At 62.8% G+C, this 19,656-nt stretch carries 23 protein-coding genes; 14 read left to right on the top strand and 9 right to left on the bottom strand.

Annotated features, from left to right (window positions below; all coding sequences use genetic code 11):
* Positions 1–87: 87 nt before the first annotated feature.
* The 9 genes from R3C13_RS05115 to R3C13_RS05075 all read left to right on the top strand — a co-directional run bounded on the left by R3C13_RS05115 (position 88) and on the right by R3C13_RS05075 (position 10,401).
* Entirely contained in the window at positions 88–1,155 is a 1,068-nt protein-coding gene (locus R3C13_RS05115) for a GGDEF domain-containing protein (protein ID WP_371309735.1), read from the top strand.
* Between the two features lie 1,344 nt (positions 1,156–2,499).
* Positions 2,500–2,796, top strand: coding sequence for a hypothetical protein (locus R3C13_RS05110; protein WP_371309734.1), 297 nt, complete (start codon positions 2,500–2,502; stop codon positions 2,794–2,796).
* Between the two features lie 8 nt (positions 2,797–2,804).
* Positions 2,805–3,248, top strand: a complete 444-nt coding sequence (locus R3C13_RS05105) for a hypothetical protein (protein WP_371309733.1) — start codon at positions 2,805–2,807, stop codon at positions 3,246–3,248.
* Positions 3,249–3,468: 220 nt separating this feature from the next.
* A complete protein-coding gene (gene rpsO / locus R3C13_RS05100; protein ID WP_371309732.1) occupies positions 3,469–3,738 on the top strand; it encodes a 30S ribosomal protein S15 in 270 nt (89 codons plus the stop codon).
* A 70-nt stretch (positions 3,739–3,808) separates the two neighbouring features.
* Complete coding sequence (gene pnp / locus R3C13_RS05095; RefSeq protein WP_371309731.1) at positions 3,809–5,950, top strand: polyribonucleotide nucleotidyltransferase; 2,142 nt, start codon at positions 3,809–3,811, stop codon at positions 5,948–5,950.
* Between the two features lie 151 nt (positions 5,951–6,101).
* Entirely contained in the window at positions 6,102–7,220 is a 1,119-nt protein-coding gene (locus tag R3C13_RS05090; protein WP_371309730.1) for a helix-turn-helix domain-containing protein, read from the top strand.
* Between the two features lie 72 nt (positions 7,221–7,292).
* The gene (locus R3C13_RS05085) at positions 7,293–8,741 is read left to right on the top strand and encodes a S41 family peptidase (RefSeq protein WP_371309729.1); all 1,449 of its coding nucleotides are present in this window, start codon (positions 7,293–7,295) and stop codon (positions 8,739–8,741) included.
* Between the two features lie 75 nt (positions 8,742–8,816).
* Positions 8,817–9,503 (top strand): uridine kinase, encoded by a 687-nt coding sequence (udk, locus tag R3C13_RS05080; protein ID WP_371309728.1) that lies wholly within the window; start codon positions 8,817–8,819, stop codon positions 9,501–9,503.
* A gap of 64 nt (positions 9,504–9,567) precedes the next feature.
* Positions 9,568–10,401: a CAP domain-containing protein gene (locus R3C13_RS05075; protein WP_371309727.1), complete on the top strand. Its 834-nt coding sequence runs from the start codon at positions 9,568–9,570 to the stop codon at positions 10,399–10,401.
* Positions 10,402–10,407: 6 nt separating this feature from the next.
* Here R3C13_RS05075 and R3C13_RS05070 read toward each other — a convergent pair whose 3' ends face one another.
* The 5 genes from R3C13_RS05070 to R3C13_RS05050 all read right to left on the bottom strand — a co-directional run bounded on the left by R3C13_RS05070 (position 10,408) and on the right by R3C13_RS05050 (position 13,549).
* Positions 10,408–11,247 (bottom strand): protein-glutamate O-methyltransferase CheR, encoded by an 840-nt coding sequence (locus R3C13_RS05070; RefSeq protein ID WP_371309726.1) that lies wholly within the window; start codon positions 11,245–11,247, stop codon positions 10,408–10,410.
* Positions 11,248–11,270: 23 nt separating this feature from the next.
* Entirely contained in the window at positions 11,271–11,669 is a 399-nt protein-coding gene (locus R3C13_RS05065; protein ID WP_371309725.1) for a PleD family two-component system response regulator, read from the bottom strand.
* A gap of 258 nt (positions 11,670–11,927) precedes the next feature.
* Entirely contained in the window at positions 11,928–12,608 is a 681-nt protein-coding gene (locus tag R3C13_RS05060; RefSeq protein WP_371309724.1) for a nitroreductase family protein, read from the bottom strand.
* A complete protein-coding gene (locus R3C13_RS05055) occupies positions 12,605–13,198 on the bottom strand; it encodes an NAD(P)H-dependent oxidoreductase (protein WP_371309723.1) in 594 nt (197 codons plus the stop codon). The genes R3C13_RS05060 and R3C13_RS05055 overlap by 4 nt, the downstream gene beginning before the upstream one ends.
* A gap of 93 nt (positions 13,199–13,291) precedes the next feature.
* Positions 13,292–13,549, bottom strand: a complete 258-nt coding sequence (locus R3C13_RS05050) for a YjhX family toxin (protein WP_371309722.1) — start codon at positions 13,547–13,549, stop codon at positions 13,292–13,294.
* A gap of 335 nt (positions 13,550–13,884) precedes the next feature.
* Here R3C13_RS05050 and R3C13_RS05045 point away from each other — a divergent pair, with 335 nt between their 5' ends.
* Both R3C13_RS05045 and R3C13_RS05040 read left to right on the top strand, forming a co-directional pair.
* Positions 13,885–14,079: a hypothetical protein gene (locus R3C13_RS05045; protein ID WP_371309721.1), complete on the top strand. Its 195-nt coding sequence runs from the start codon at positions 13,885–13,887 to the stop codon at positions 14,077–14,079.
* A 76-nt stretch (positions 14,080–14,155) separates the two neighbouring features.
* Complete coding sequence (locus R3C13_RS05040) at positions 14,156–14,917, top strand: DpnI domain-containing protein (RefSeq protein ID WP_371309720.1); 762 nt, start codon at positions 14,156–14,158, stop codon at positions 14,915–14,917.
* A gap of 1 nt (position 14,918) precedes the next feature.
* On the opposite strand, the gene R3C13_RS05035 is transcribed toward R3C13_RS05040, so the two are convergent.
* Both R3C13_RS05035 and R3C13_RS05030 read right to left on the bottom strand, forming a co-directional pair.
* A complete protein-coding gene (locus R3C13_RS05035; RefSeq protein WP_371309719.1) occupies positions 14,919–15,737 on the bottom strand; it encodes an enoyl-ACP reductase in 819 nt (272 codons plus the stop codon).
* A gap of 78 nt (positions 15,738–15,815) precedes the next feature.
* Positions 15,816–16,244 (bottom strand): MarR family winged helix-turn-helix transcriptional regulator, encoded by a 429-nt coding sequence (locus tag R3C13_RS05030; protein ID WP_371309718.1) that lies wholly within the window; start codon positions 16,242–16,244, stop codon positions 15,816–15,818.
* Between the two features lie 70 nt (positions 16,245–16,314).
* Between R3C13_RS05030 and R3C13_RS05025 the strand changes: the two genes are divergently transcribed.
* The 3 genes from R3C13_RS05025 to R3C13_RS05015 all read left to right on the top strand — a co-directional run bounded on the left by R3C13_RS05025 (position 16,315) and on the right by R3C13_RS05015 (position 18,409).
* The gene (locus tag R3C13_RS05025) at positions 16,315–17,124 is read left to right on the top strand and encodes an amidohydrolase family protein (protein WP_371309717.1); all 810 of its coding nucleotides are present in this window, start codon (positions 16,315–16,317) and stop codon (positions 17,122–17,124) included.
* A 4-nt stretch (positions 17,125–17,128) separates the two neighbouring features.
* Positions 17,129–17,419, top strand: a complete 291-nt coding sequence (locus R3C13_RS05020; protein WP_371309716.1) for a DUF1330 domain-containing protein — start codon at positions 17,129–17,131, stop codon at positions 17,417–17,419.
* Positions 17,420–17,482: 63 nt separating this feature from the next.
* A complete protein-coding gene (locus tag R3C13_RS05015; protein ID WP_371309715.1) occupies positions 17,483–18,409 on the top strand; it encodes a PHB depolymerase family esterase in 927 nt (308 codons plus the stop codon).
* A gap of 52 nt (positions 18,410–18,461) precedes the next feature.
* Here the strand turns inward: R3C13_RS05015 and fabA are convergent, their stop codons facing one another.
* Positions 18,462–18,998 (bottom strand): bifunctional 3-hydroxydecanoyl-ACP dehydratase/trans-2-decenoyl-ACP isomerase, encoded by a 537-nt coding sequence (fabA, locus tag R3C13_RS05010; RefSeq protein ID WP_371309714.1) that lies wholly within the window; start codon positions 18,996–18,998, stop codon positions 18,462–18,464.
* An 89-nt stretch (positions 18,999–19,087) separates the two neighbouring features.
* A complete protein-coding gene (locus R3C13_RS05005; RefSeq protein ID WP_371309713.1) occupies positions 19,088–19,588 on the bottom strand; it encodes an SH3 domain-containing protein in 501 nt (166 codons plus the stop codon).
* Positions 19,589–19,656: the final 68 nt, after the last annotated feature.

Genomic DNA, 19,656 nt, shown 5'->3' with positions numbered 1-19,656 from the left:
CAGCAAGTGGGCGTCCGTTAACCTCGAATAAAGCCGATCTGTCATATTTCTGGGATTCTACAACAATCCCGTGCGCGGACAGATTCCATGCAGACTGCTGCAGCAGAACCAGCCACACTGCCGCCCCGCCCCCCGCGGGCAGATGCGCGTGAGATTTATGACCGGGCCGGCAGGGCGTTTGCGCTGGTAGAAAAATACCAGACGCCGCCGGATCCGGACACCTATCTGCTCTGGTACACTTACGCGTCCGGGCGGGATGCCGAGCTGAACGCCCGTGTCGATGCGGTGCTGGCGTCGACGGGCACGCTCAGCCATTACGATGTCGAGGCGATCTGCCAGGAACTGGCCGCACGAGGCGAGGGCGAGGTTGCCCGGCAGAGCATCGGCCAGGCCATTCAGGGCGAGATCGATGCGGTCATCCGTATCGTGCAGGAAGGCCTCAAGAATTCCGACACGTTCGGCGACATTCTCAACGAGATGAACGACCTGCTGCCGAATTCGGTGACACCGGGCGCGCTGGGCGGGATTCTTGCGAACCTCGTCAAGGAAAACCGCCGGATGGCGGAAACCACGCACCAGCTGCATGCCGGCCTGCAGGAATCGCAGAAACAGATCGCGACGCTGAACAAGGAACTGGAAGAGGTCCAGTACCAGTCGCTGCGCGACCCGCTGACGTCTGTCGCAAACCGGCGCGCCTTTGACAGGCGGCTGGCGGAAGACGTCCAGAAGGCCTTTGACGGCGGCGAAAAGCTTTGCCTTGCGCTTGCCGACCTCGACTATTTCAAGAAGGTCAATGACACCTACGGCCACCAGACCGGCGATGATGTGCTGCAGATGTTCGCCTCGATCATCATTAAGAACATCAAGGGCGCCGACATGGTGGCGCGGATCGGGGGCGAGGAATTCGCCATCATCCTTCCGCAGACGGATGTGTTCGCGGCCTATAACCTGATGGTCAAGATCAAGCGCGCCTTCCGCGATGCGGAGCTGACCTGCGCCCGCTCCGGCCGGGTGCTCCGCGACATGACGGCCTCGTTCGGCATTGCCCGCTACCATCCCGGCATGACACCGGACCAGATGATGGAAGAGGCCGACGGCCTGCTCTACATGGCCAAGAATGAAGGCCGCGACCGGGTGAAAGCCAAGGGCCTCTAGGGCGTTTTACGTTTCACGCAGCACATGTGGCCGGCGCGGGGCAGGGCCCGTCCGGTTGGGATTTGGTTTCGGGGATTCAGGTTCCGCAGACCCCTGCGAACGCAGGGGTCCATCTCCCGCCATTTCCAAAAGCACATGAGGTGCCTTCAGGAGATGGATACCTGCTTTCGCAGGTATCTGCGGAGAGTGGGGTGCTGGGTGGCGGCACCCGCGCGGGCGGCAAGGCTCCGGAAAATCCTACGGTGAGGCTCCGGGAAGGCTCCGGAGGGGCGCGGGGCGCAAAGCCCCTCTCCCTCGGGAGAGGGGTTGGGGTGAGGGGACGCGGCGTTTCAGAAAGTGCAGAGCCTGCCGAACCGGCATCACCCCTCATCCCCAACCCCTTCTCCCCAAGGAGAAGGGGCTCAACTGCCAGCCGTTCCCAGCGCGCCACTTCAGGCGCGTCATACACATACAGATCCTCCGCAGGCGGCGGATCGCAGAGCATGGTGATGCGGATGTTGCCGAAACAGTCGACGGCGAGGAGTGCGTTCAGGCCTGTCCGCTCATGCCACCGGGCAAAGCGGACAAGGTTCCAGACCAGCCAGGGCCAGAACAGCGACCAGACATGATCGAAATAGGGTTTGAGGCCTGGGTGCATCGTGGCGCCAGTGTGCGCCGGGCGCGTGGCCTGCCGGATTGAGTTTCCGTCCCCTCCCCCTCGGGGCAGGGGAGAGGGGCGACGAAGTTGCGGCAGGGCGGGGCGGCCGCGATGCGCTGCAGGCTCAGCATTGGCGTGTCTTTCCATGCGCCCCCTGAATTTGCCGCCGCGCCCCCTCACCCCCGCCCCCTCTCCCACGGGAGAGGGGGGGAGAAGGCACGCCATTCTCCCCATGAGGCGTCCCCCTCGACGGCGAAGCCGTCTGAGGGCCCATCCGTGAACGCGGCCGCGCGTGCGTCAGGATGCGTAACGCCCACGGAGGATGATGCGCGCGGGGACTCTTTCGGAGATGGATGCCCGGATGGCCTGCGGCCATCGGGCAGGACGCGGATCGGGAGGTCGGTTCGCAACCTGTAGAGTGGGTTGGGGCGCAGCCGGTATCCACTTCCAAAGCCTGCTGCATGGTTGGATGGCGGGAGTCGATTCGCTCAACCCAACCGACGCTCGTTTTGATGAACCATTCACGTTTTCGTCCACTTACGTGGAAGTAGGGCCTAATAATTTTTCTACGATACTATTTTGGATGGAAAGCAAATTGGCTGCAATCAAGGCATCGCCTTCGCAATTCTCATTAAATAACTAAACACTACTAGCCTTGACGAATCATCATTTGCTCACCAAAAAACGCGTTTTGGAATTTGGTAAAGATGCTCAAAGTAGATATAAAAATACAACAAAAGCTACGCGTACAGGTTCCGTCTATTGAAAAGAGAACTGGAGCGTCTTGTCCTCCAGGACTTGAACGGCAATTGGCGTACTGCTTTTCTCAAATATCTGCGAATTCCGATTTCAAAGCCAATCGCGGCCATGTTCTGATGTACATCCAGAACGGTCTTGTGCATCATTGGGCTGAAATTATTGATCAACACCCCGACGAAACAAACGCTTCTGGGGTTTATCGGCGTATGAAGAAGGCGGGATTTGGCTACGATTTCGCAGTTTAAGGCGACGAATGGCGCGTAGAAATTTCAAGACTGAAGATATTTCTGACGTCTCATTCGCAATGAGGCACATTGATACTCACGGGAGTATGGGGAATGTGTCGATAGCGGTATTCGCAATCGCAATCGCGGCTTCTTCCATTCCTGTACTTCCTGAGCCCGGCATTCTTACAGTCGTCGCCCGCATCTGCATTTTGTCTGCGTCGACAGTAGGTACCTATTTCGCCATACGGAACTTCATAGATATTACAAACCTCTATCATCAGCTTTCAAAATTCATTTGGTTAACTGATAACGGAGGGCCGAAGAACGTCTCCGAAATTCAAGGCGGGTTTGCACTGAAGCGCGACCAGATTGAGCGAATAGCCTGGCGATCTCGGGGATTGATTGCTTCTTTGGCAATATGCGGGGCGGCCTTTTTGACAACTACGTTGGTTCCTTTGCTAAAAAGCTGAAGGAAGCTCGTTTTTGGCTGCTGGGAAGAGAAGCATCTCAACCACTTCCCAACCCCCCCAAAATACGCCATAAGCCGCCGCTTGAGGTGGGCCTCCGGGCAGTGACCCTGCTGGACGACATCCCGGCTGTGGCCTTTGTTTCCGGTCCCTCCACAAAAACCAAGCCAATTCAGGCACTTATCAACCCGCCGCCGCAAGGCTGCTACACGAAAGACTTTCGATGTCGATTACCGCTGAGAAGAAAGCCGCGCTGATCAAGCAATTCGCCACCAAACCCGGCGACACCGGCTCCCCTGAAGTGCAGGTCGCGATCCTGACCGAACGGATCAACAACCTCACCGACCACTTCAAGACCAACAAGAAAGACAACCACTCCCGGCGCGGTCTCCTCGCCATGGTTGCCACGCGCAGAAAGCTCCTCGACTACGTCAAGGGCAAGGATGAGGCGCGGTATCAGAAGCTCATCGCCGAACTGGGCATCCGCCGCTAGGGCGCCCCAATCAAGCCCGCCGGGCATAGGGCCGCGGCGGGCTTTTCGTATGTGAAGAAAGACAAGACAGATGTTTGACAAGAAATCCGTGTCGCTGGAATGGGCCGGCCGCACACTGACGATTGAAGCCGGGCAGGTTGCCCGCCAGGCCGACGGCGCCGTGATGGTGACCTATGGCGACACCGTGGTCCTCGCGACCGCCGTCTATGCAAAGGAAGCAAAGCCGGGCCAGGACTTCTTCCCCCTGACCGTGAATTACCAGGAAAAATACTTCGCCTCCGGCCGGATTCCCGGCGGATATTTCAAGCGCGAAGGCCGCCCGACCGAGAAAGAGACGCTGACCTCGCGCCTCATCGACCGTCCGATCCGCCCGCTGTTCGTCAACGGCTTCAAGAATGAAGTCCAGGTCGTGCTGACGGTGCTGTCCTATGACCTCGAAAACGATCCGGACGTGGTCGCCATGGTTGGCGCGTCTGCCGCGCTCGTCCTCTCCGGCGCCCCGTTCATGGGCCCGATCGGCGCGGCCCGCGTCGGCTACAAGGATGGCGAATACCTGATCAACCCGACCGTTGCGGACCTTGAAGGCTCCGAGCTCGACCTCGTCGTGGCCGGCACCGCCGACGCCGTGATGATGGTGGAATCGCAAGCCAAGGAACTCTCGGAAGAGATCATGCTGGGCGCTGTCGTCGCCGGCCATGACGCGATGCAGCCGGTGATCAATGCGATCATCGACCTCGCCGAGAAAGCCGCGAAAGAGCCGTTCGACTTCGAGCCGGTGGACAATTCCGCCGCCGTGAAGGCGATCGAGAAGATCGTCGGCAAGGATCTCTCGAAGGCCTACAAGATCACCGCCAAGGGCGAGCGCTATGCCGCCGTCGGCGAGGCCCGCGACAAGGCGAAAGCCGAACTGGTCGGCACCGAAGAAGCCCCCGGCGAAATGTCGGCCGAGACCTTCAAGGCCGCCTTCAAGGAAGCCGAAGCCTCCGTGGTTCGCGGCGACATCATCAAGACCGGCGAGCGCATCGACGGCCGCAAGCTGGACCAGGTGCGCCCGATCGTGGCCGAAGCCGGCTTCCTGCCGCGCACGCACGGCTCCGCCCTGTTCACCCGCGGCGAGACGCAGGCTGTCTGCGTTGCGACGCTCGGTACGTCCGACGACGAACAGTATATCGACGGTCTCGACGGCACGAAGAAAGAACGCTTCCTGCTGCACTACAACTTCCCGCCCTACTCGGTGGGTGAGACCGGCCGCATGGGTGGCGCAGGACGCCGCGAAATCGGCCACGGCAAGCTCGCCTGGCGCGCGCTGCAGGCGGTCCTGCCGGATCATTCGGAATTTCCGTACACGATCCGTCTCGTCTCCGAGATCACCGAGTCCAATGGCTCGTCCTCGATGGCGACGGTGTGCGGCTGCTCGCTCGCGATGATGGATGCCGGCGTGCCCGTTGCGCGTCCGGTTTCGGGCATCGCCATGGGCCTGATCCTGGAAGGCAAGGACTTCGCCGTCCTCTCCGACATCCTGGGTGACGAAGACCATCTCGGCGACATGGACTTCAAGGTCGCCGGTACCGAAAAGGGCGTGACCAGCCTCCAGATGGACATCAAGGTGGCAGGCATCACCAAGGACATCATGGAAAAGGCGCTGCAGCAGGCCAATGGCGGCCGTCTGCATATCCTCGGCGAAATGGCGAAAGCCCTCGGCGAGAGCCGCGGCTCGCTGTCCGACAACGCCCCGCAGATGGAAATCATCAAGGTGCCGACCGACAAGATCCGCGATGTGATCGGTTCGGGCGGCAAGGTGATCCGCGGCATCGTGGATGAGTCCGGCGCCAAGGTGAACATCGACGATGACGGCACGGTGCAGGTCTCTGCGCTCGACCGCGCCTCGATCGACAAGGCCCTGAAAATGATCAAGGGCATCGTCGCCGAGCCGGAAGTCGGCGAAATCTATGAGGGCACCGTGGTGAGCCTCAAGGATTTCGGCGCCTTCGTGAACTTCTTCGGTCCGAAGGACGGCCTCGTCCACGTCTCGCAGATGGCCAACAAGCGCATCGGCCACCCGAAAGACCTCGTCAAAGAGGGCGACAAGGTGTGGGTGAAGCTCATGGGCTTCGACGATCGCGGCAAGGTGCGCCTGTCGATGAAAGTCGTCGACCAGGCGACCGGCAAGGAACTCGCCGAAGAAGCCGCTGACGGCGGCGAGGAAGAATAGTCCTTCCGCTAACGGATAAAGAGAAGGCCGCCCCGCAATGGGCGGCCTTTTTGTTCCGCAAGGATCCGGCGCGCACACGTGAAGGGCGGCCTATTGAGCGCTTCCCGTGCCCGGACTAGTCTCACCCAGTAATGGGCTGGTTTGTGCGATCATGCTTGAAGGTCTGAGTTTCGGCTGGCTGACGGCCGTGCTGAGCGTTGCGGTCTTGCAGTTGCTGGTCATTGCGGGGGCCCTGCAATGGCCGATCACCAACAAGAGCGCCAACCGGACACTGGCTGCCCTGCTCATCGTGCTCGCGGGCATCCTGACACCGTGGATGATCGGGTTTGCCGGTTTCTACGACAAATGGCGGTGGCTGAGCTTTGCGCCGTTTTCGATCACGCTTGTGGTGGCGCCGCTGTTCTATCTCTATATCCACGCGCTGGTGCATGATCGCCTGCCGCAAGCCTGGTGGAGGCATCTGGTGCCGGCGGGAGTCCAGCTGGCGTACCTGACTGGCGCGTTCCTGCTTTTGCGCCAGCCATTCAAGAATGAATGGATGATGCTGTCAGGCCCGGCATATGATGGGCTGGTGTCTGCCGGCATCATAATCGGGTTTGCCGCCTATGGTCTTGCCAGCCTGCGCTTATTGTCGGCCTACCGCACGAGCCTTGCGGGCCAGCGCAGCGACGATCATCGCTTCGCTGTCAGATGGCTCAGCAATTCGACCATTGCCCTGATGATCCTTTTTCCCTTCTGGGCGACCTATTCGCTGTGGGATCTGGTCGCGCCGCTTGGGTACCGTGGCCTGATGGGCCTTTATGTCGGTATCGCGGTCTTCTCTCTGTATCTCGCGGTCGAGGGATGGCGGCATTCGGCGCTGGCGTTTCCGCGGCTCGAAAGCCTGCCTGACGAAACAGTTGCCAGTCCGGCTGGTCCTGACTGGGCGCAGCTGGGGGCCGAATGGGCCGCACGTGTCAGGGCGGAGAAGTGGTACCGGGAGCCTGAGCTTTCGCTGGCGGGTCTTGCGCGCCTCTTGGGCACCAATTCGGGCTACCTGTCCCGCGCCCTGAACGATGGCCTCGGCGTAAACTTTTCCACCTTCATCAACCAGATGAGATGCGAGGATGTGGCGGGTGCGATCGGGGCGGGCCGGTCGGGCGACCTGCTCGGGCTCGCGCTGGACGCGGGCTTCAGCTCCAAGGCGAGCTTCAACCGCTCCTTCAAGGCGGCATTCGGCGTTTCGCCGTCGGCTTACCGCCAGAAACAGGTCTCAGATCCCGAAAAATAACCGCCGGACACGATTTCGAGACGCGGGGCGCCGGCCGGTCCGCTAGCTCTGCCGGACACAGGAGGAGCACGAATGAATCGACGGGACTTTATCGGCGCGGCGCTCATGGCAGCCGCTTCGGCGGCGGCTGCGCCCTTTGCGCTGGCTGGCGGCCTTACGGATGCTGAGGCCCGGGAAGACATGCGCATCCTGCGCGGCGCCCTGGACCTGCATCCGGGCCTCTTCCGCTACAACACGCCGGACGAGATGGCAGGCCGGCTGAGCGCGCTGGAGCAGGCCTATGTTGCGGCGGACGGCCTCGCGTCCCGATTCCTGATCCTGTCGGAATTCCTCGCGGCCGTGCGGTGCGGCCACACACATTGCAATCCCTACAACCAGTCCGACGAGGTTGTGGCGTCTCTGTTCGACCGGCGCACCCGGGTGCCGTTTCCATTCACCTGGATCGATGGCGAGATGGTGGTCCTGCCGAATGCCGGCGACCTGCCCGCCGGCAGCACGATCACCCGGCTGAATGGCCAGTGCCCGAAAGCGCTGCTGCGTGCGCTGCTGCCGTATGCCCGCACCGACGGGCACAATGCCGGCAAGCAGGTCGCGCTGATGACGATGCAGAACAGCGATACGTTCGAGACGTTCGACATCTTCCAGGGCCTGATCGCGCCACCGGCTGGCGGGGAGCACCGGGTGCAGGCGCGGTACCCGGATGGCCGCGAGCTGGCGCTGGACCTGCCGGCGCTCGACCTCACCGAACGGCGGGCGCAACAGATCACGGAAGAAAAGGATGGCACGTCGGATCCGCTCTGGACCTGGGAGGTGCGCGACGACATCGCCATCCTGACCATGCCGACCTGGGTCATGTACAATTCCAGATGGGACTGGAAAGCCTGGCTGGATGAGCGGCTCGCCAGTCTCGGTGGGCTGAAGGGGCTTGTGCTGGACCTGCGCCTGAATGAGGGTGGCAATGAGTGCGGCAATGTCATCCTGTCGCGGCTTGCCTCGACCGACCTGCAATTCCCCGGGTACCAGCAGCGCGTTAGGTTCCGGCAGACGCCGGCCGAACTCGACCCTTATCTGGATACCTGGGACCGTTCGTTCCGGACACTCGGGCAGGCCGCCCGCGACATGGGCGACGGCTTCCTGGTGCTTCCGTCGGAAATGGAGGCGACGGATCTCATCCCGGCCACGGAGCCAAAGATCACCGTGCCGGTGGCGGCGCTGGTGGGGCCTGCGTGCAGTTCCGCGACATTCTCGTTTGCGCGGCGGGCGCAGGAAGCCGGCCTTGTCCGCTTGTTCGGGGAACAGACCGGGGGAAACCTGCGCGGCATCAATGGCAGCGCTTATTTCTTTGTCCGCCTTCCGGGCAGCGGGCTCGAATTCGACGTTCCGCTGATCGGCTTTTTCCCGCTTGTCGAACGGCCGGACCGGGGCATCCCGCCGGATGTCGAAGTGCGCCAGACCGAGAGCGACATTGCGGACGGATTTGACCGGTGCATGGAAACGGCGATCGCCTGGTGCCGGGGCTGATGGGACCGCCTTGGGGCGGGCTGTGCCTGCATTTCCCGTTGAAACCCAAAGCGCTTTGCCGGTAAAGCCGCTGGCATGACCAAGAAAAAATCCTTCCTCATCGCGATGTCCGGCGGGTCCGGGTCGGGCAAGTCGACGCTGGCCGAGGCGCTGCTGGAGCACCTGCTGGCGGGCCAGGCCGTGATGTTCGGGGAGGATGCGTATTACCATCCGATGAGCCATTACGGCGCGCCGAAGAATGAGGATGAGCGCAAGGCGCTGATCGCGACCATCAACTATGACGCGCCGGCCTCGAAAGAGGTCGATCATCTCGTGTCCGACCTGAAGGCGCTGAAGGCCGGGCAGGGGATCGACCAACCGATCTATGACTACGGCCGGCATGACCGGTCGAAAAAGACGCGGCGGATCGAGCCGGCCCCGGTGCTGATCCTCGAAGGCATCCACGCCCTCTCGATGCCGAAGATCCGTTCGCTCATCGATCTCTCGGTCTATGTCGACACGCCGGACGATCTGCGCCTGGCGCGACGCATCCGCCGTGACGTGGTGGAGCGCGGGCGCGATGTGGAAGACGTGCTGCAGCAATATCTCGGCACAGTGCGCGCGGCGCACTATCGCTGGACCCATCCGGCGAAGTTCGAGGCCGACCTTGTGATCGCCGATGAGGGCCTGCCGGCCTATGGCAATGTGCGTCCGACGTCGGAGGCCATCCAGCGGATGCTGGCGCCCGTGCTGGCGCGCCTCGGGACGGCGGGAATTATCTGAAATTTCAGACAGGTCTGACGCTCGGGGCTTAGCCTCGCGGGCCGGACGCGGTATATTGGCCGTGATGAGATTTGTGTCCCTCCTGGCGGCGGCTTTCGTTGCCGCGTGCCTGCCGGCGGCGGCGTGCGACCTCAATCTTGCGCATCGCGGTGCGGCCGTGGCGGATTATGTCGAGGCGGTTCAGCCCTGCCTCGCCGACATGCCGGCGGGCTACTGGTCCGACGGGCGGATGGAGGCCGAATTCCTGAAACGGGTGAATGCGGAGCGCACGTCGCGCGGGCTGAAACCGCTGCGGTATCGGCCCGAACTGCTGGATGCGGCGCGCTTCCAGAGCCTCGACATGGCCTACAATCATTTCTTCGGCCATGAAGCGCCGGACGGGCGAATGCCGCATGACCGGGTGGCGGCGTTCGATCGCAGCGCACTCATCGAATACTCGGCCGAGAACGTCGCCATGATCGAGGTGACGGGTGGGCATTGGGATCTGGAACGCAAGGCCGTGCCGCGCCTGCACCAGAACCTGATGGACAGCCCCGGCCACCGCAAGAACATCCTGAACCCCGACATCACCGATGTTGCGATGGGCGTGGTACGGACGGATCATGGCGTCTGGATCACGCAGGTGTTCATGGACCTTTCCGGTACGCTCCCGCATCCGCTGCCGGTTCGCATGCGCCCGGGACAGACGATCGACATGAAGCCGACGCTGCGCGACTGGACCTTCCAGCATTTCGAGGCGAAGCGGGGCGAGGATTCCTATCAAACGCTGGCGGGCGGCATTCCGGCGACGCTCAATGGTGATTTCGGCCTTGCTGCCTTCAGCCGGAAAAAGGGCGAAAAGCCGGGCCTTATCTACACGATCCGCCTGCCGGGGCCCGCCGTGACCGTAGGCGGCTGACGCGGCTCAGGCGACGACTGAAGCGCCTTCGGCGCGGCCAGCCTCACTGACGCGTGCCCAGGCGCCGCGCAGGCTCTGTGAAGGCGCCATGCGGCCGGTGAGCCCTGCCAGCGTTTCGCTTTCGCCGAGAATGAGCTGTCCGCCGGGCGCCAGGGCGGCCTCCAGCGTTCCGAGGGCCTGGAGGCTGGCGCGACGTGTCATGCCGGAAAGCACGTTGCGGCACAGGATGATGTCGAACGTTCCGAGGTCGTCGGCGCCGTCGAGCAGATTGTGCTGGCGGAACTGGATGCGGCCGCTTAGGGCGGGCGAGGCCTGCCACGCGCCGCTGGCGAGCGGCCTGAAATGGGAAACCAGCTCCGTCGCCGTGAGGCCTTTCTGGACGTCGAAATGATCGAACTCTCCGGCGCGGGCCCGGCGCACCGCGTGAAGGGAGAGGTCGGTCGCGACGAGTTCGACGCGCTCAGCCATGTTGCCGGGCAGGGCGCCGATGAGGATGGCGAGCGAGAAGGCCTCCTGGCCGGTCCCAGCGCCTGCGCACCAGATGCGGAGGGTCTGGCGGCCGGGCGCGATGCGCGCCGGGAGACTGGCGGCCAGGCGCTCCAGCATCGGCCGGCCGCGGAAGAACCAGGTCTCTTTCGGCACCAGTGCGGCGGCAATTTCGTCAGCCACGTGCGCATCCGGCTGTGAGGGCAGGGCATTGATGAGGCCTGCAGGATCGCCGAGCCCCTTGCTGCGCGCGAGCGGGCCGAGCCGCGACGTCGCAAGATAGGCTTTTTCCGGGGACAGGCGCCGGCCCGTTCGCCGCAGGAGTATGTCGGCCACCTGTCTGAATTCTGCGTCCTGCATGGCTACTTTGTCTCTCCGGGGCGTTATGCCGCTTCGTCCGCCGAACCCGCGGGGAATGGCACAAGGCCCGCGGCGGCCAGCTTCAGCGCAATCATGCCGGCATCGAATGGCTTGATGAGAATGTCGTCGGCGCCGGCTTCAAGCAGCGCGGCCAGAGACGCTGTGTCGCGACGCAGTGTGAGCACGAGCAAATAGGGCGCCCGGCCGTGTGCGCCTGCGCGCAGCGATCGCAGCAGGTTCGCGCTTTCCAGGCCGGTCAGGCCCTCGTCAATGAGAAGAATGTCGGGCTTCGTCTGCACAAGGAGGGTTGCGAGATCGGCGTCGTCCGGGGCTGTGATGACGGCGAGGCCGAGCGATGAGATGATCCCGGCGGCGACCTTGCGAACGGCATGCGATCGCTCTGCGATGAGGCAGGTCTTCATCCTGTGTCCCCGTTTCTGGCCCTTATGCTACACTAACGCAACAGATACTTCAGAAGCCGCCACTCGAAGAGTAATGGCTGGTACACTGCCCCATCTTCGGGGCATACGGATCAATCCTGCGAACCCCACCCGGCGCCACGACACGTGGCATCCGGTTTCGCTGACCGGTGAGAAGGCTTCTACCAGAAACGCTGAGCGCGGTCAGCCCGGAAGGCAATTTTTTTGTTCTCCGGTGTAAATCGTAACAACTGCTACTGATCAGAGAAAGCTGGAGATTTCCCCAAGCGGTTTCTTGATAAGCGCGTGCTTCGGCACCGTCGTATTTTCCGCCGGATGGCCGGCGACGAGAATCAGGAAGGGTTTTTCCGTATCCGGACGGCCGCAGACGGCGTTGAGGAATTTCATCGGGTTCGGCGTATGGACAAGGGTGGCGAGCCCCGCCTCATGACAGGCCGCGATCAGCAGGCCGGTGGCGATGCCGACGCTTTCGTGGATGTAGTAATTCTTGCGGTCTTCGCCCTCGCGCACGCCGCCCCGGCGCTGCGCGAAGATGCAGATCAGCCAGGGCGCGATTTCCATATAGGGCTTTTCGGCATCGGTGCCGATGGGGGCGAGGGCGTCCAGCCATTCTGTTCCGGCGCGGCCGGCATAGAATTCGCGCTCCTCCGCCTCGGCGGCAAGACGGATCTCGCGCTTCTTTTCCGGACTGCCGACGCAGGCGAAGTGCCAGGGCTGGTGGTTGGCACCTGAAGGGGCAGTGCCGGCGGCGCGCACGCAGGCTTCGATAATGTCCTGCGGGATTGGTGTGTCAGAAAACGCGCGAACCGAGCGGCGCGTTGCCATGCGCGCATGAAATGCGAGGGCGCGGACGCGCATTTCGTCTTCGGGCAGGGCGGCATAGCCGGTCAGCGGCACGTGGGTTTCGGGCGAGGTCTTCATGCCCGCTTTTGTGCCATTGTCTCACCGCGCGCTTCAACCTGTTTCAGCCATTTCGAAATGCGGGCCTCGGGCGCGCCCTTGATCGTGCCGAACTGGAGCGTGCGGACGGGTTTGACGCCGGCAAAGTTCAGCACCGTGCGCTCCACCTGGTTCTTTGCTGCACGGTGATAGGTGAGCGCGTCCCAGAGGGGTGGAGCATCGGATGTCATCAGGATGTCGGCAGAGCGGCCGGCCAGCAGCCGGTCCCACCAGGGGCCCTTGTCATGGTAGCGCATGGCGAAGCCGGGCAGGAAGGAGCGGTCGATGACGCCTTTCATCTTCGCCGGCATGCCGCCCCACCATTGCGGATAGGCCCAGACCAGATGGCCCGCCCACAGAGTGTTTTCGCGCCACTCTTCGAGGCAGGGCTCCAGCGTCTTGCGGCTGTGATAGCCCTCGGTGAGGTCGGGGTCGAACGCCATGTCGGAAAGGTGCATCCGGCGGATCTCGGCGCCGGCGCGTTCGGCCCCGCGCTGGTAGGCATCCGCCATGCCGTGGCTGAGCGAGGTGGTACGGGGATGGCCCACAAAAAGGAAGATGCGCGCGGCCATGATGGCTCCTGAATAAAAAATGAACAGAACATTTATTATTCAATTTCTGGGCCAGCGCAAGGCCTTTCCGGGTGGGGGAAGGCCTTGCGGCGACTAGCGATTGTCGAATTCGGCCCGCACGAGTTCGAGGCCCCGCCGTGTGATGCGGTAGGGGCGTCCGTCTCTCGAGGCGATGGCCCGCCGACGCTTCAGCTTGCGGAAGAGGTCCAGATCAAGGCCCGCATAGCGCCAGCCATCGCGCGTGAAGCACTGGACTTCAGCAGGTTTCCGGTTTTCGTCGCGGATCAGGTCGATATGCCCGCCCTGGGCGAGCAGGTGGAGGATGCGCTGTTCGGCGCGTGAGATATCCATTTGAAGTGGGTCCGAAGTCCGGCGTCATGAAGACGCGCAAAAACGTTCACCGGCGCAAATTGCGCCAGCAGCATCGTTCTCGCCGGCCTGCCTGACGCTGACCCTCAGCGCCTTGGAACGGCAGGCCCCTTACCGGGACTCAGACAAATTGGACATAAACACTCCGTTGAGCCGCCTATTTGGGAAACAGGCGCTCACGGGTCAAGCTTTTCCAACGGTATTTCAGGTTTGCCGAAAGGGGGATTTCAAATCCAAGCCTACTCACGACCGCTCAATCCTGCATCATTCTGCCGATACGCCGGGCAACGGCAAGTCTGAAGCAGGTGCAATCGATAATGTCGAAATTTGAAGTGAAGAGAAAAACTGACGCATGGTACTGCGAAATAGCTGTCGTCGAAGCCACGACACCAGAGGAAGCGCTCGAACAGGCCGCCGAGAACGAAGGCCAATACAGGTGGCAACATGACGGAGTTCAAACGTTTGATGACCGGCATTTTGTGTTGCTGGATCGGGATGGGGTAGAGATTTAGCAGTATTCTTTCGCGTACTTTTGCCGATTAGCGGCAGAGAGTATGCGGAAGAATGGTCCGGAATCGAAGTCCAGGTATGCGCGAAGAGCGGGCGGTGTTTGCCAGTCCGTCGCAAAATGCTCGTGCGATGACGGAAGACTGGGCGCGGCATTCCTTATTCTGCCCCAGTTGTTCTAGTGAATCTTTGAGCGCTTTTCCGGCGAACCGTCCTGTGGCGGATTTGTTCTGCGAGAAGTGTGAGGAAGAATTCGAGCTAAAGAGCCAATCGCGCCCGTTTGGGCGTAAAGTTGTCGATGGGGCGTACGGCACAATGGTTGAGCGACTTCAGGCGGCAAACAACCCAAGTCTCATTCTTCTACATTATCATAGGCAGGACGCGATTGTCGAAAATGTACTTCTAATCCCGAAATTTCACTTCTCCTTGCGCGCCATTGAAAAGAGAAAACCGCTCGCGCCCACGGCGCGTCGCGCAGGGTGGGTGGGTTGCAACATATTGCTCGATCAGATTCCCGGGGTCGGAAAGATACCGATCATGACAGACGGAAAATTCGCGCCCTCAGAGATTGTTCGTCGGACGTGGCAAAGCACGGCATTTCTCAAAGACGCGGGCGCCGACAGTCGCGGCTGGCTGCTTGCAACCATGCAATGCGTCGAACAGGTGCGGGGAAAGGAGTTTTCGCTTTCGGAAATCTACGAACATGAGGCACAGCTTGGCGCATTGTTCCCGGAGAACAACAACATCCGACCGAAACTCCGGCAGCAACTGCAGGTCATGCGTGACCGAGGCCTCTTGGAGTTCCTCGGCAAGGGGAGATACCGAAAGCGCTTACTCTCGTAGCTTATTCCTCTTCCGGAAGCTCCGGCACGCCGACGGCGTGGAAGCCGGCGTCGACGTGGATGACTTCGCCGGCGATGGAGTGGCCAAGCTCTGAGAGCAGGTAGAGCGCGCAGCCGGCGACGCCTTCCATGCGCGTGTCTTCCTTGAGGAGGGACCAGTCGCGGCCGGTGCCCATCAGGCTCTTGCCGCCGCGGATGCCGGCGAGGGACAGCGTGCGCATCGCGCCTGCCGAGATCGCATTCACGCGGATGCCCTGCGTGCCGAGGTCGCGGGCGGCATAGCGGGTCGAGGCTTCGAGCGCGGCCTTGGCGACGCCCATGACATTGTAGGAGGGCACGGTGCGCTCTGCGCCAAGATAGGTCATGCAGATGATCGCGCCGCCGTCCGGCATGATCTCGCTGGCGCGGCGGGCACTGTCGATGAAGCTGTAGACCGAGATGTCCATGGCGCGGCGGAAGCCCTCGCGGGACGTGTTGGCGACCATGGAGCCCATCAGCTCGTCCTTGCCGGCAAAGGCGATGGAGTGGACGAGGAAGTCGATCTTGCCCCACTTCTCCTTGATGGAGGCGAAGGCCGCATCCATGGAGGCGTCGTCAGTGACGTCGGCGGGGATCATCGTGTCCATGCCGATGCTCTCGACCAGCGGGCGGACGCGGCGCTCGAGGCTTTCGCCCTGATAGGTGAAGGCGATTTCGGCGCCCTGCGCGGCCAGCATGCGGGAGATGCCCCAGGCGATGGAGTTCTGGTTGGCAACGCCCATCACGATGCCGCGCTTGCCCTTCATCAGGGTGCCTTCCGGCGGGGTCCAGTCGTCAGCCATGGCGGGAAATCCCTCTCTTTGATGGTGTTTTCTGTCTGCCTGAACCGCTAGGCAGCGCCAGCGACGGCGTCAACCGCATTAACCACCGGCAAGCCTGTCGGACAAGGCGCGCAGGCCCTTTGCCAATGCCTCGACTTCATCGCCGAGCGTGTCGTCGATCCGCGCGTTGATCTCGGCAAAGGGGGCCTCGGTGGCCCTGAGGGCCGCTTCGCCGTCGGGTGTCAGGGCAAGCTCGAAGGCACGGGAATCGGCCTCGCTGCGGGTGCGGTCGAGGAGGCCCTGTTTCACGAGCCGCGTGACCATGGCCGTGACAGCGCTTTCATTGAGGCCGAGCAGGGCGGCAACCTGATTCTGGCGCATGCCGGGGGCGCCGGACACGATGGCCAGCACGGCGGCCTGAGCGGTGGAGATGCCGGCGGCCTCCATCAGCGCCTGGTCGGCCCGCTTCTGCAGGCGGTGCGCGGCGATCTGGAGGGCGTGATAGAATCGGCTGGAACGGGCGGTCATGACGCTTGGTAACGTCTTGCGGGGCGGTGTGGAAGCATATACTTCAATAGTGAAGTATATGGAGCGAAGCATGATTGTTGACGTATGGGCGCAGGTGACGACGGAGCGGTTCGCCGCTCAGCCCTGGCTGAAGACGCTGTGGAAATGGACCGGCCGGGAAGGGGATCCGCAGCCCACGAGCGTGGAAAAGACGGTCGCCGCGATGGACCGGGCGGGTGTGGACGTTTCGCTGATCTCGGCCTGGTCGTCACCGTCGGGAGACCTCATTTCCAATTCGGAGCTGATGGAACAGGTGAGCGAGGCGCCGGACCGGCTGCGCGGGCTGGCGACCGTCGACCTGACAGATCCGATGGGCGCTGTGCGGGAAATCCGGCGTGTCGTCGACGGCAAGCGCATCGTCGGCGTGCAGGTCGTCCCGTGGTTGTGGGACTTACCGCCGAATGACCGGCGGTATTACCCGGTCTATGCCGCCTGTATCGAGGCGGGCGTACCCTTCTGTACGCAGATCGGTCATACCGGGCCGCTGAAACGGTCGGAGACCGGGCGGCTGATCCCGTATCTTGAAGACGTGATGCTGGATTTTCCGGAGCTGACCGTGGTCGGCGGCCATGTCGGCTTTCCCTGGATCGACGAGCTGCACACCATGAGCATCAAGTTCCCGAATTTCCATGTCGATACATCGGCCTATGCCCTGCACCGGCTGCCGCCGGATTTCGTGGCCTGGATGAAAGGCGTCGGCCGCAGCCGGGTGATGTTCGGAACGAACTGGCCGATGCTGTCACCGGCCCAATGCCTCGGCGGACTGCCGGACCTTGGCCTCTCGGCCGAGGGCGAAGAAGCCTTCCTCGGCGGGAATGCCCTGCGGGTATTCCGGCTGTAGGACCATGGCTGTCTACACCATCGCCCAGCTCGCCTTCACCGATGAGGCGACTTACCGGCGCTACCAGGCGGCCTTCCCGTCGGTCTTCGCAAAATTCAAGGCAGAGGTCGTGGTGGCGGACGAGGCACCGGTCGTGCTGGAAGGGGCGTGGCCGTTCAGCAAGGTCGTGATCCTGCGCTTCCGCGATGAGGCCGAAGCGCTGCGCTTTGCCAATGATCCGGATTATGCTGCGATCGCGCAGGACCGGAAGGCAGGCGCCGACGCGGTCGTCATTCTCGCCAGAGGAGTCGATTGATCGGGCGACGGTTTTCCCTGTCTCATGCGTTGAAGGCTTCGTGGGACATTACAGGAGACCGTCATGTCATCTGGCAGACTGGCATTTGCATTGGCGGCGTGCGCCGCGCTGTTCGCCGCATCGGGCGCAGAAGCGGGGCCGCTGCGGGGCGGCGACAAGGGCCTGACCCATCATGAACTCGCCTCGGGCGGGATGATGCGCAGTTATGAAATGCACCGGCCTGACGGCGTGAAAGGTGCGTCGCCTCTCGTCATCATGCTGCATGGCGGCGGGGGCAGCGGGAAGAATGGCGTCAAGATGACCGGCTTCAACGATCTCGCCGACGCCGAGGGTTTCACCGTCGTCTATCCGGACGGGACGTCGAAGCGCGGGCCGTTCCTGACCTGGAATGCCGGCCATTGCTGTGCCTCTGCCATGGAACGGGACGTGGACGATGTCGGCTTCCTGTCGGACCTGATCGACGACCTCGTCGCGAAAGGCATCGCCGATCCGAAACGGGTCTATGTCACCGGCATGTCGAACGGAGCAATGATGACCCATCGGGCCGGCCGCGAACTGCCGGGCAAGATCGCTGCGATCGCGCCGGTCGTCGGCGCCATGTTCGGCGACGAACCGATGACCGCTGCGCCGGTTCCGGCCCTGATCATCACCGGCGCAAAGGACGCGCATGTGCCGGCTGCGGGCGGAAATGGCCAGTTCAACCGGCGGATGGATCCGCCGAACGACGTGCCCTTCGGGCCGGCAGACGTGGCCTTCCGCTACTGGTCGGCCGGCAATCACTGCCAGGGCGAGGCCCCTTCGAAAGAGACCGGGACGTATACGTTGCGGTCGGGCGCGAACTGTGCGGCCCCGGTGCGCTGGTACTCGATCACCGAAGGCGGCCATGCCTGGCCGGGCGGGCGCAAGGGCTCGCGCAGGGGCGATGCCCCGGTGACCGATTTCGATGCCAGCGAAGTGATCTGGGACTTCTTCAAGTCCCAGCACCGCTAAGCCGCGGCCCCGCCAGCGGCGCTCAGCGCAGCATGGCGTTCTGCCGCTTTGCCTAGGTCTGGGCGTCCATGTTCTTGAGACCGACGCGCATGTCGGTGGCGGTATAGACATGCTCGTCATCGACGAAGACCTTGCCGTCGGCAATGCCGAGGACGAGCTTGCCGCGGCGGACGCGCTTCATGTCGATTTCATAGCGCACCAGCTTCTTGTCCGGCGTGATCTCGCCGGTGAAGCGCACATCGCCGACGCCGAGCGCGCGGCCCTTGCCAGGGCTGCCGGACCAGCCGAGCCAGTAACCGACGATCTGCCACATGGCGTCGAGGCCAAGGCAGCCGGGCATCACCGGGTCGCCGGGGAAGTGGCAGGAGAAGAACCAGAGGTCCGGCGTGATATCGAGTTCGGCGACGACGCGGCCCTTGCCGAATTCGCCACCGTCCAGGGTAATCTCGGTGATCCGGTCCATCATCAGCATCGGCGGGGCCGGCAGCTGGGCATTGCCGGGCCCGAAATAGCCGCCCTTGCCGGATTCGAGCAGGTCTTCCTTGGAGTAGGAGGATTTGGGCGTGTGGTAATCGTGCGGTCCGGACATGGGGGGCGGCCTTCTTTCCTTAAAGACAAGACCCGCCTTGAAGGCCCGGACCGGGCCTGTTGTCAACACTGTTGGCGCGGCTTGTGTGGCTACTGGCCGGTGCCGGTGTCGGCGCCCCAGAGCGTCGCCTGCGGGGCATAGCCGCGATAGTCCTTGGCCCGGATCTCGCACCAGCCGGCCTCGCAGGGGCCAAGATCGACCAGCACGCCGCGGCCGACATCGACCACCGGGACGGCGCTGCTGGCCGGCTCCATGCGCAGAACGGTCGGCGTCTGCACCCAGGCCTTGTGACCGCTCTCAAGCATCCGCTCATGCATCCAGACTTCGGCGCCGGACGGATCGCGCACGCGCCGCCAGGTGTCGCTTTCCTTGATCACCAGGACAGGCAGGCCCTGGCGCTGGTATTCCCACAGGACGGGATAATCCTTGGACGGGCCCGCGCGGCCATTGACCATTGCGTATTTCAGCGTTTCGAAGCGCGGCACCGGCTTGCCCGAAAACCGGCTGATCTTCACCAGCTCCGGCGCCTGCGCGATGGCGGCGCCACCGACGAAAAACGCAGCGCTGACGAGAAGAGGGGCCCATTTCATGTTTTGTCGCGTCCCATAGCCATGCGGGCGCACACTCTCATGCCCGCGTGAATGCGGGGTAAAAGGCA

Source organism: Hyphomonas sp., from assembly GCF_041398385.1.
GTDB lineage: Bacteria > Pseudomonadota > Alphaproteobacteria > Caulobacterales > Hyphomonadaceae > Hyphomonas.
This window is presented reverse-complemented; position numbering and strand designations above follow the sequence as displayed.

Bases quoted from the DNA above. Each gene is read 5' to 3' on its own strand.
- R3C13_RS05110 (WP_371309734.1), top strand. From the start codon at position 2,500: ATGCTCAAAGTAGATATAAAAATACAACAAAAGCTACGCGTACAGGTT.
- pnp (WP_371309731.1), top strand. From the start codon at position 3,809: ATGTTTGACAAGAAATCCGTGTCGCTGGAATGGGCCGGCCGCACACTG.
- R3C13_RS05050 (WP_371309722.1), bottom strand. From the start codon at position 13,549: ATGGATATCTCACGCGCCGAACAGCGCATCCTCCACCTGCTCGCCCAG.
- R3C13_RS05030 (WP_371309718.1), bottom strand. From the start codon at position 16,244: ATGACCGCCCGTTCCAGCCGATTCTATCACGCCCTCCAGATCGCCGCG.
- udk (WP_371309728.1), top strand. From the start codon at position 8,817: ATGACCAAGAAAAAATCCTTCCTCATCGCGATGTCCGGCGGGTCCGGG.
- R3C13_RS05115 (WP_371309735.1), top strand. From the start codon at position 88: ATGCAGACTGCTGCAGCAGAACCAGCCACACTGCCGCCCCGCCCCCCG.
- R3C13_RS05025 (WP_371309717.1), top strand. From the start codon at position 16,315: ATGATTGTTGACGTATGGGCGCAGGTGACGACGGAGCGGTTCGCCGCT.
- R3C13_RS05060 (WP_371309724.1), bottom strand. From the start codon at position 12,608: ATGAAGACCTCGCCCGAAACCCACGTGCCGCTGACCGGCTATGCCGCC.
- R3C13_RS05090 (WP_371309730.1), top strand. From the start codon at position 6,102: ATGCTTGAAGGTCTGAGTTTCGGCTGGCTGACGGCCGTGCTGAGCGTT.
- R3C13_RS05075 (WP_371309727.1), top strand. From the start codon at position 9,568: ATGAGATTTGTGTCCCTCCTGGCGGCGGCTTTCGTTGCCGCGTGCCTG.
- rpsO (WP_371309732.1), top strand. From the start codon at position 3,469: ATGTCGATTACCGCTGAGAAGAAAGCCGCGCTGATCAAGCAATTCGCC.
- R3C13_RS05070 (WP_371309726.1), bottom strand. From the start codon at position 11,247: ATGCAGGACGCAGAATTCAGACAGGTGGCCGACATACTCCTGCGGCGA.
- fabA (WP_371309714.1), bottom strand. From the start codon at position 18,998: ATGTCCGGACCGCACGATTACCACACGCCCAAATCCTCCTACTCCAAG.
- R3C13_RS05005 (WP_371309713.1), bottom strand. From the start codon at position 19,588: ATGAAATGGGCCCCTCTTCTCGTCAGCGCTGCGTTTTTCGTCGGTGGC.
- R3C13_RS05085 (WP_371309729.1), top strand. From the start codon at position 7,293: ATGAATCGACGGGACTTTATCGGCGCGGCGCTCATGGCAGCCGCTTCG.
- R3C13_RS05035 (WP_371309719.1), bottom strand. From the start codon at position 15,737: ATGGCTGACGACTGGACCCCGCCGGAAGGCACCCTGATGAAGGGCAAG.
- R3C13_RS05045 (WP_371309721.1), top strand. From the start codon at position 13,885: ATGTCGAAATTTGAAGTGAAGAGAAAAACTGACGCATGGTACTGCGAA.
- R3C13_RS05105 (WP_371309733.1), top strand. From the start codon at position 2,805: ATGGCGCGTAGAAATTTCAAGACTGAAGATATTTCTGACGTCTCATTC.
- R3C13_RS05040 (WP_371309720.1), top strand. From the start codon at position 14,156: ATGCGCGAAGAGCGGGCGGTGTTTGCCAGTCCGTCGCAAAATGCTCGT.
- R3C13_RS05020 (WP_371309716.1), top strand. From the start codon at position 17,129: ATGGCTGTCTACACCATCGCCCAGCTCGCCTTCACCGATGAGGCGACT.
- R3C13_RS05055 (WP_371309723.1), bottom strand. From the start codon at position 13,198: ATGGCCGCGCGCATCTTCCTTTTTGTGGGCCATCCCCGTACCACCTCG.
- R3C13_RS05015 (WP_371309715.1), top strand. From the start codon at position 17,483: ATGTCATCTGGCAGACTGGCATTTGCATTGGCGGCGTGCGCCGCGCTG.
- R3C13_RS05065 (WP_371309725.1), bottom strand. From the start codon at position 11,669: ATGAAGACCTGCCTCATCGCAGAGCGATCGCATGCCGTTCGCAAGGTC.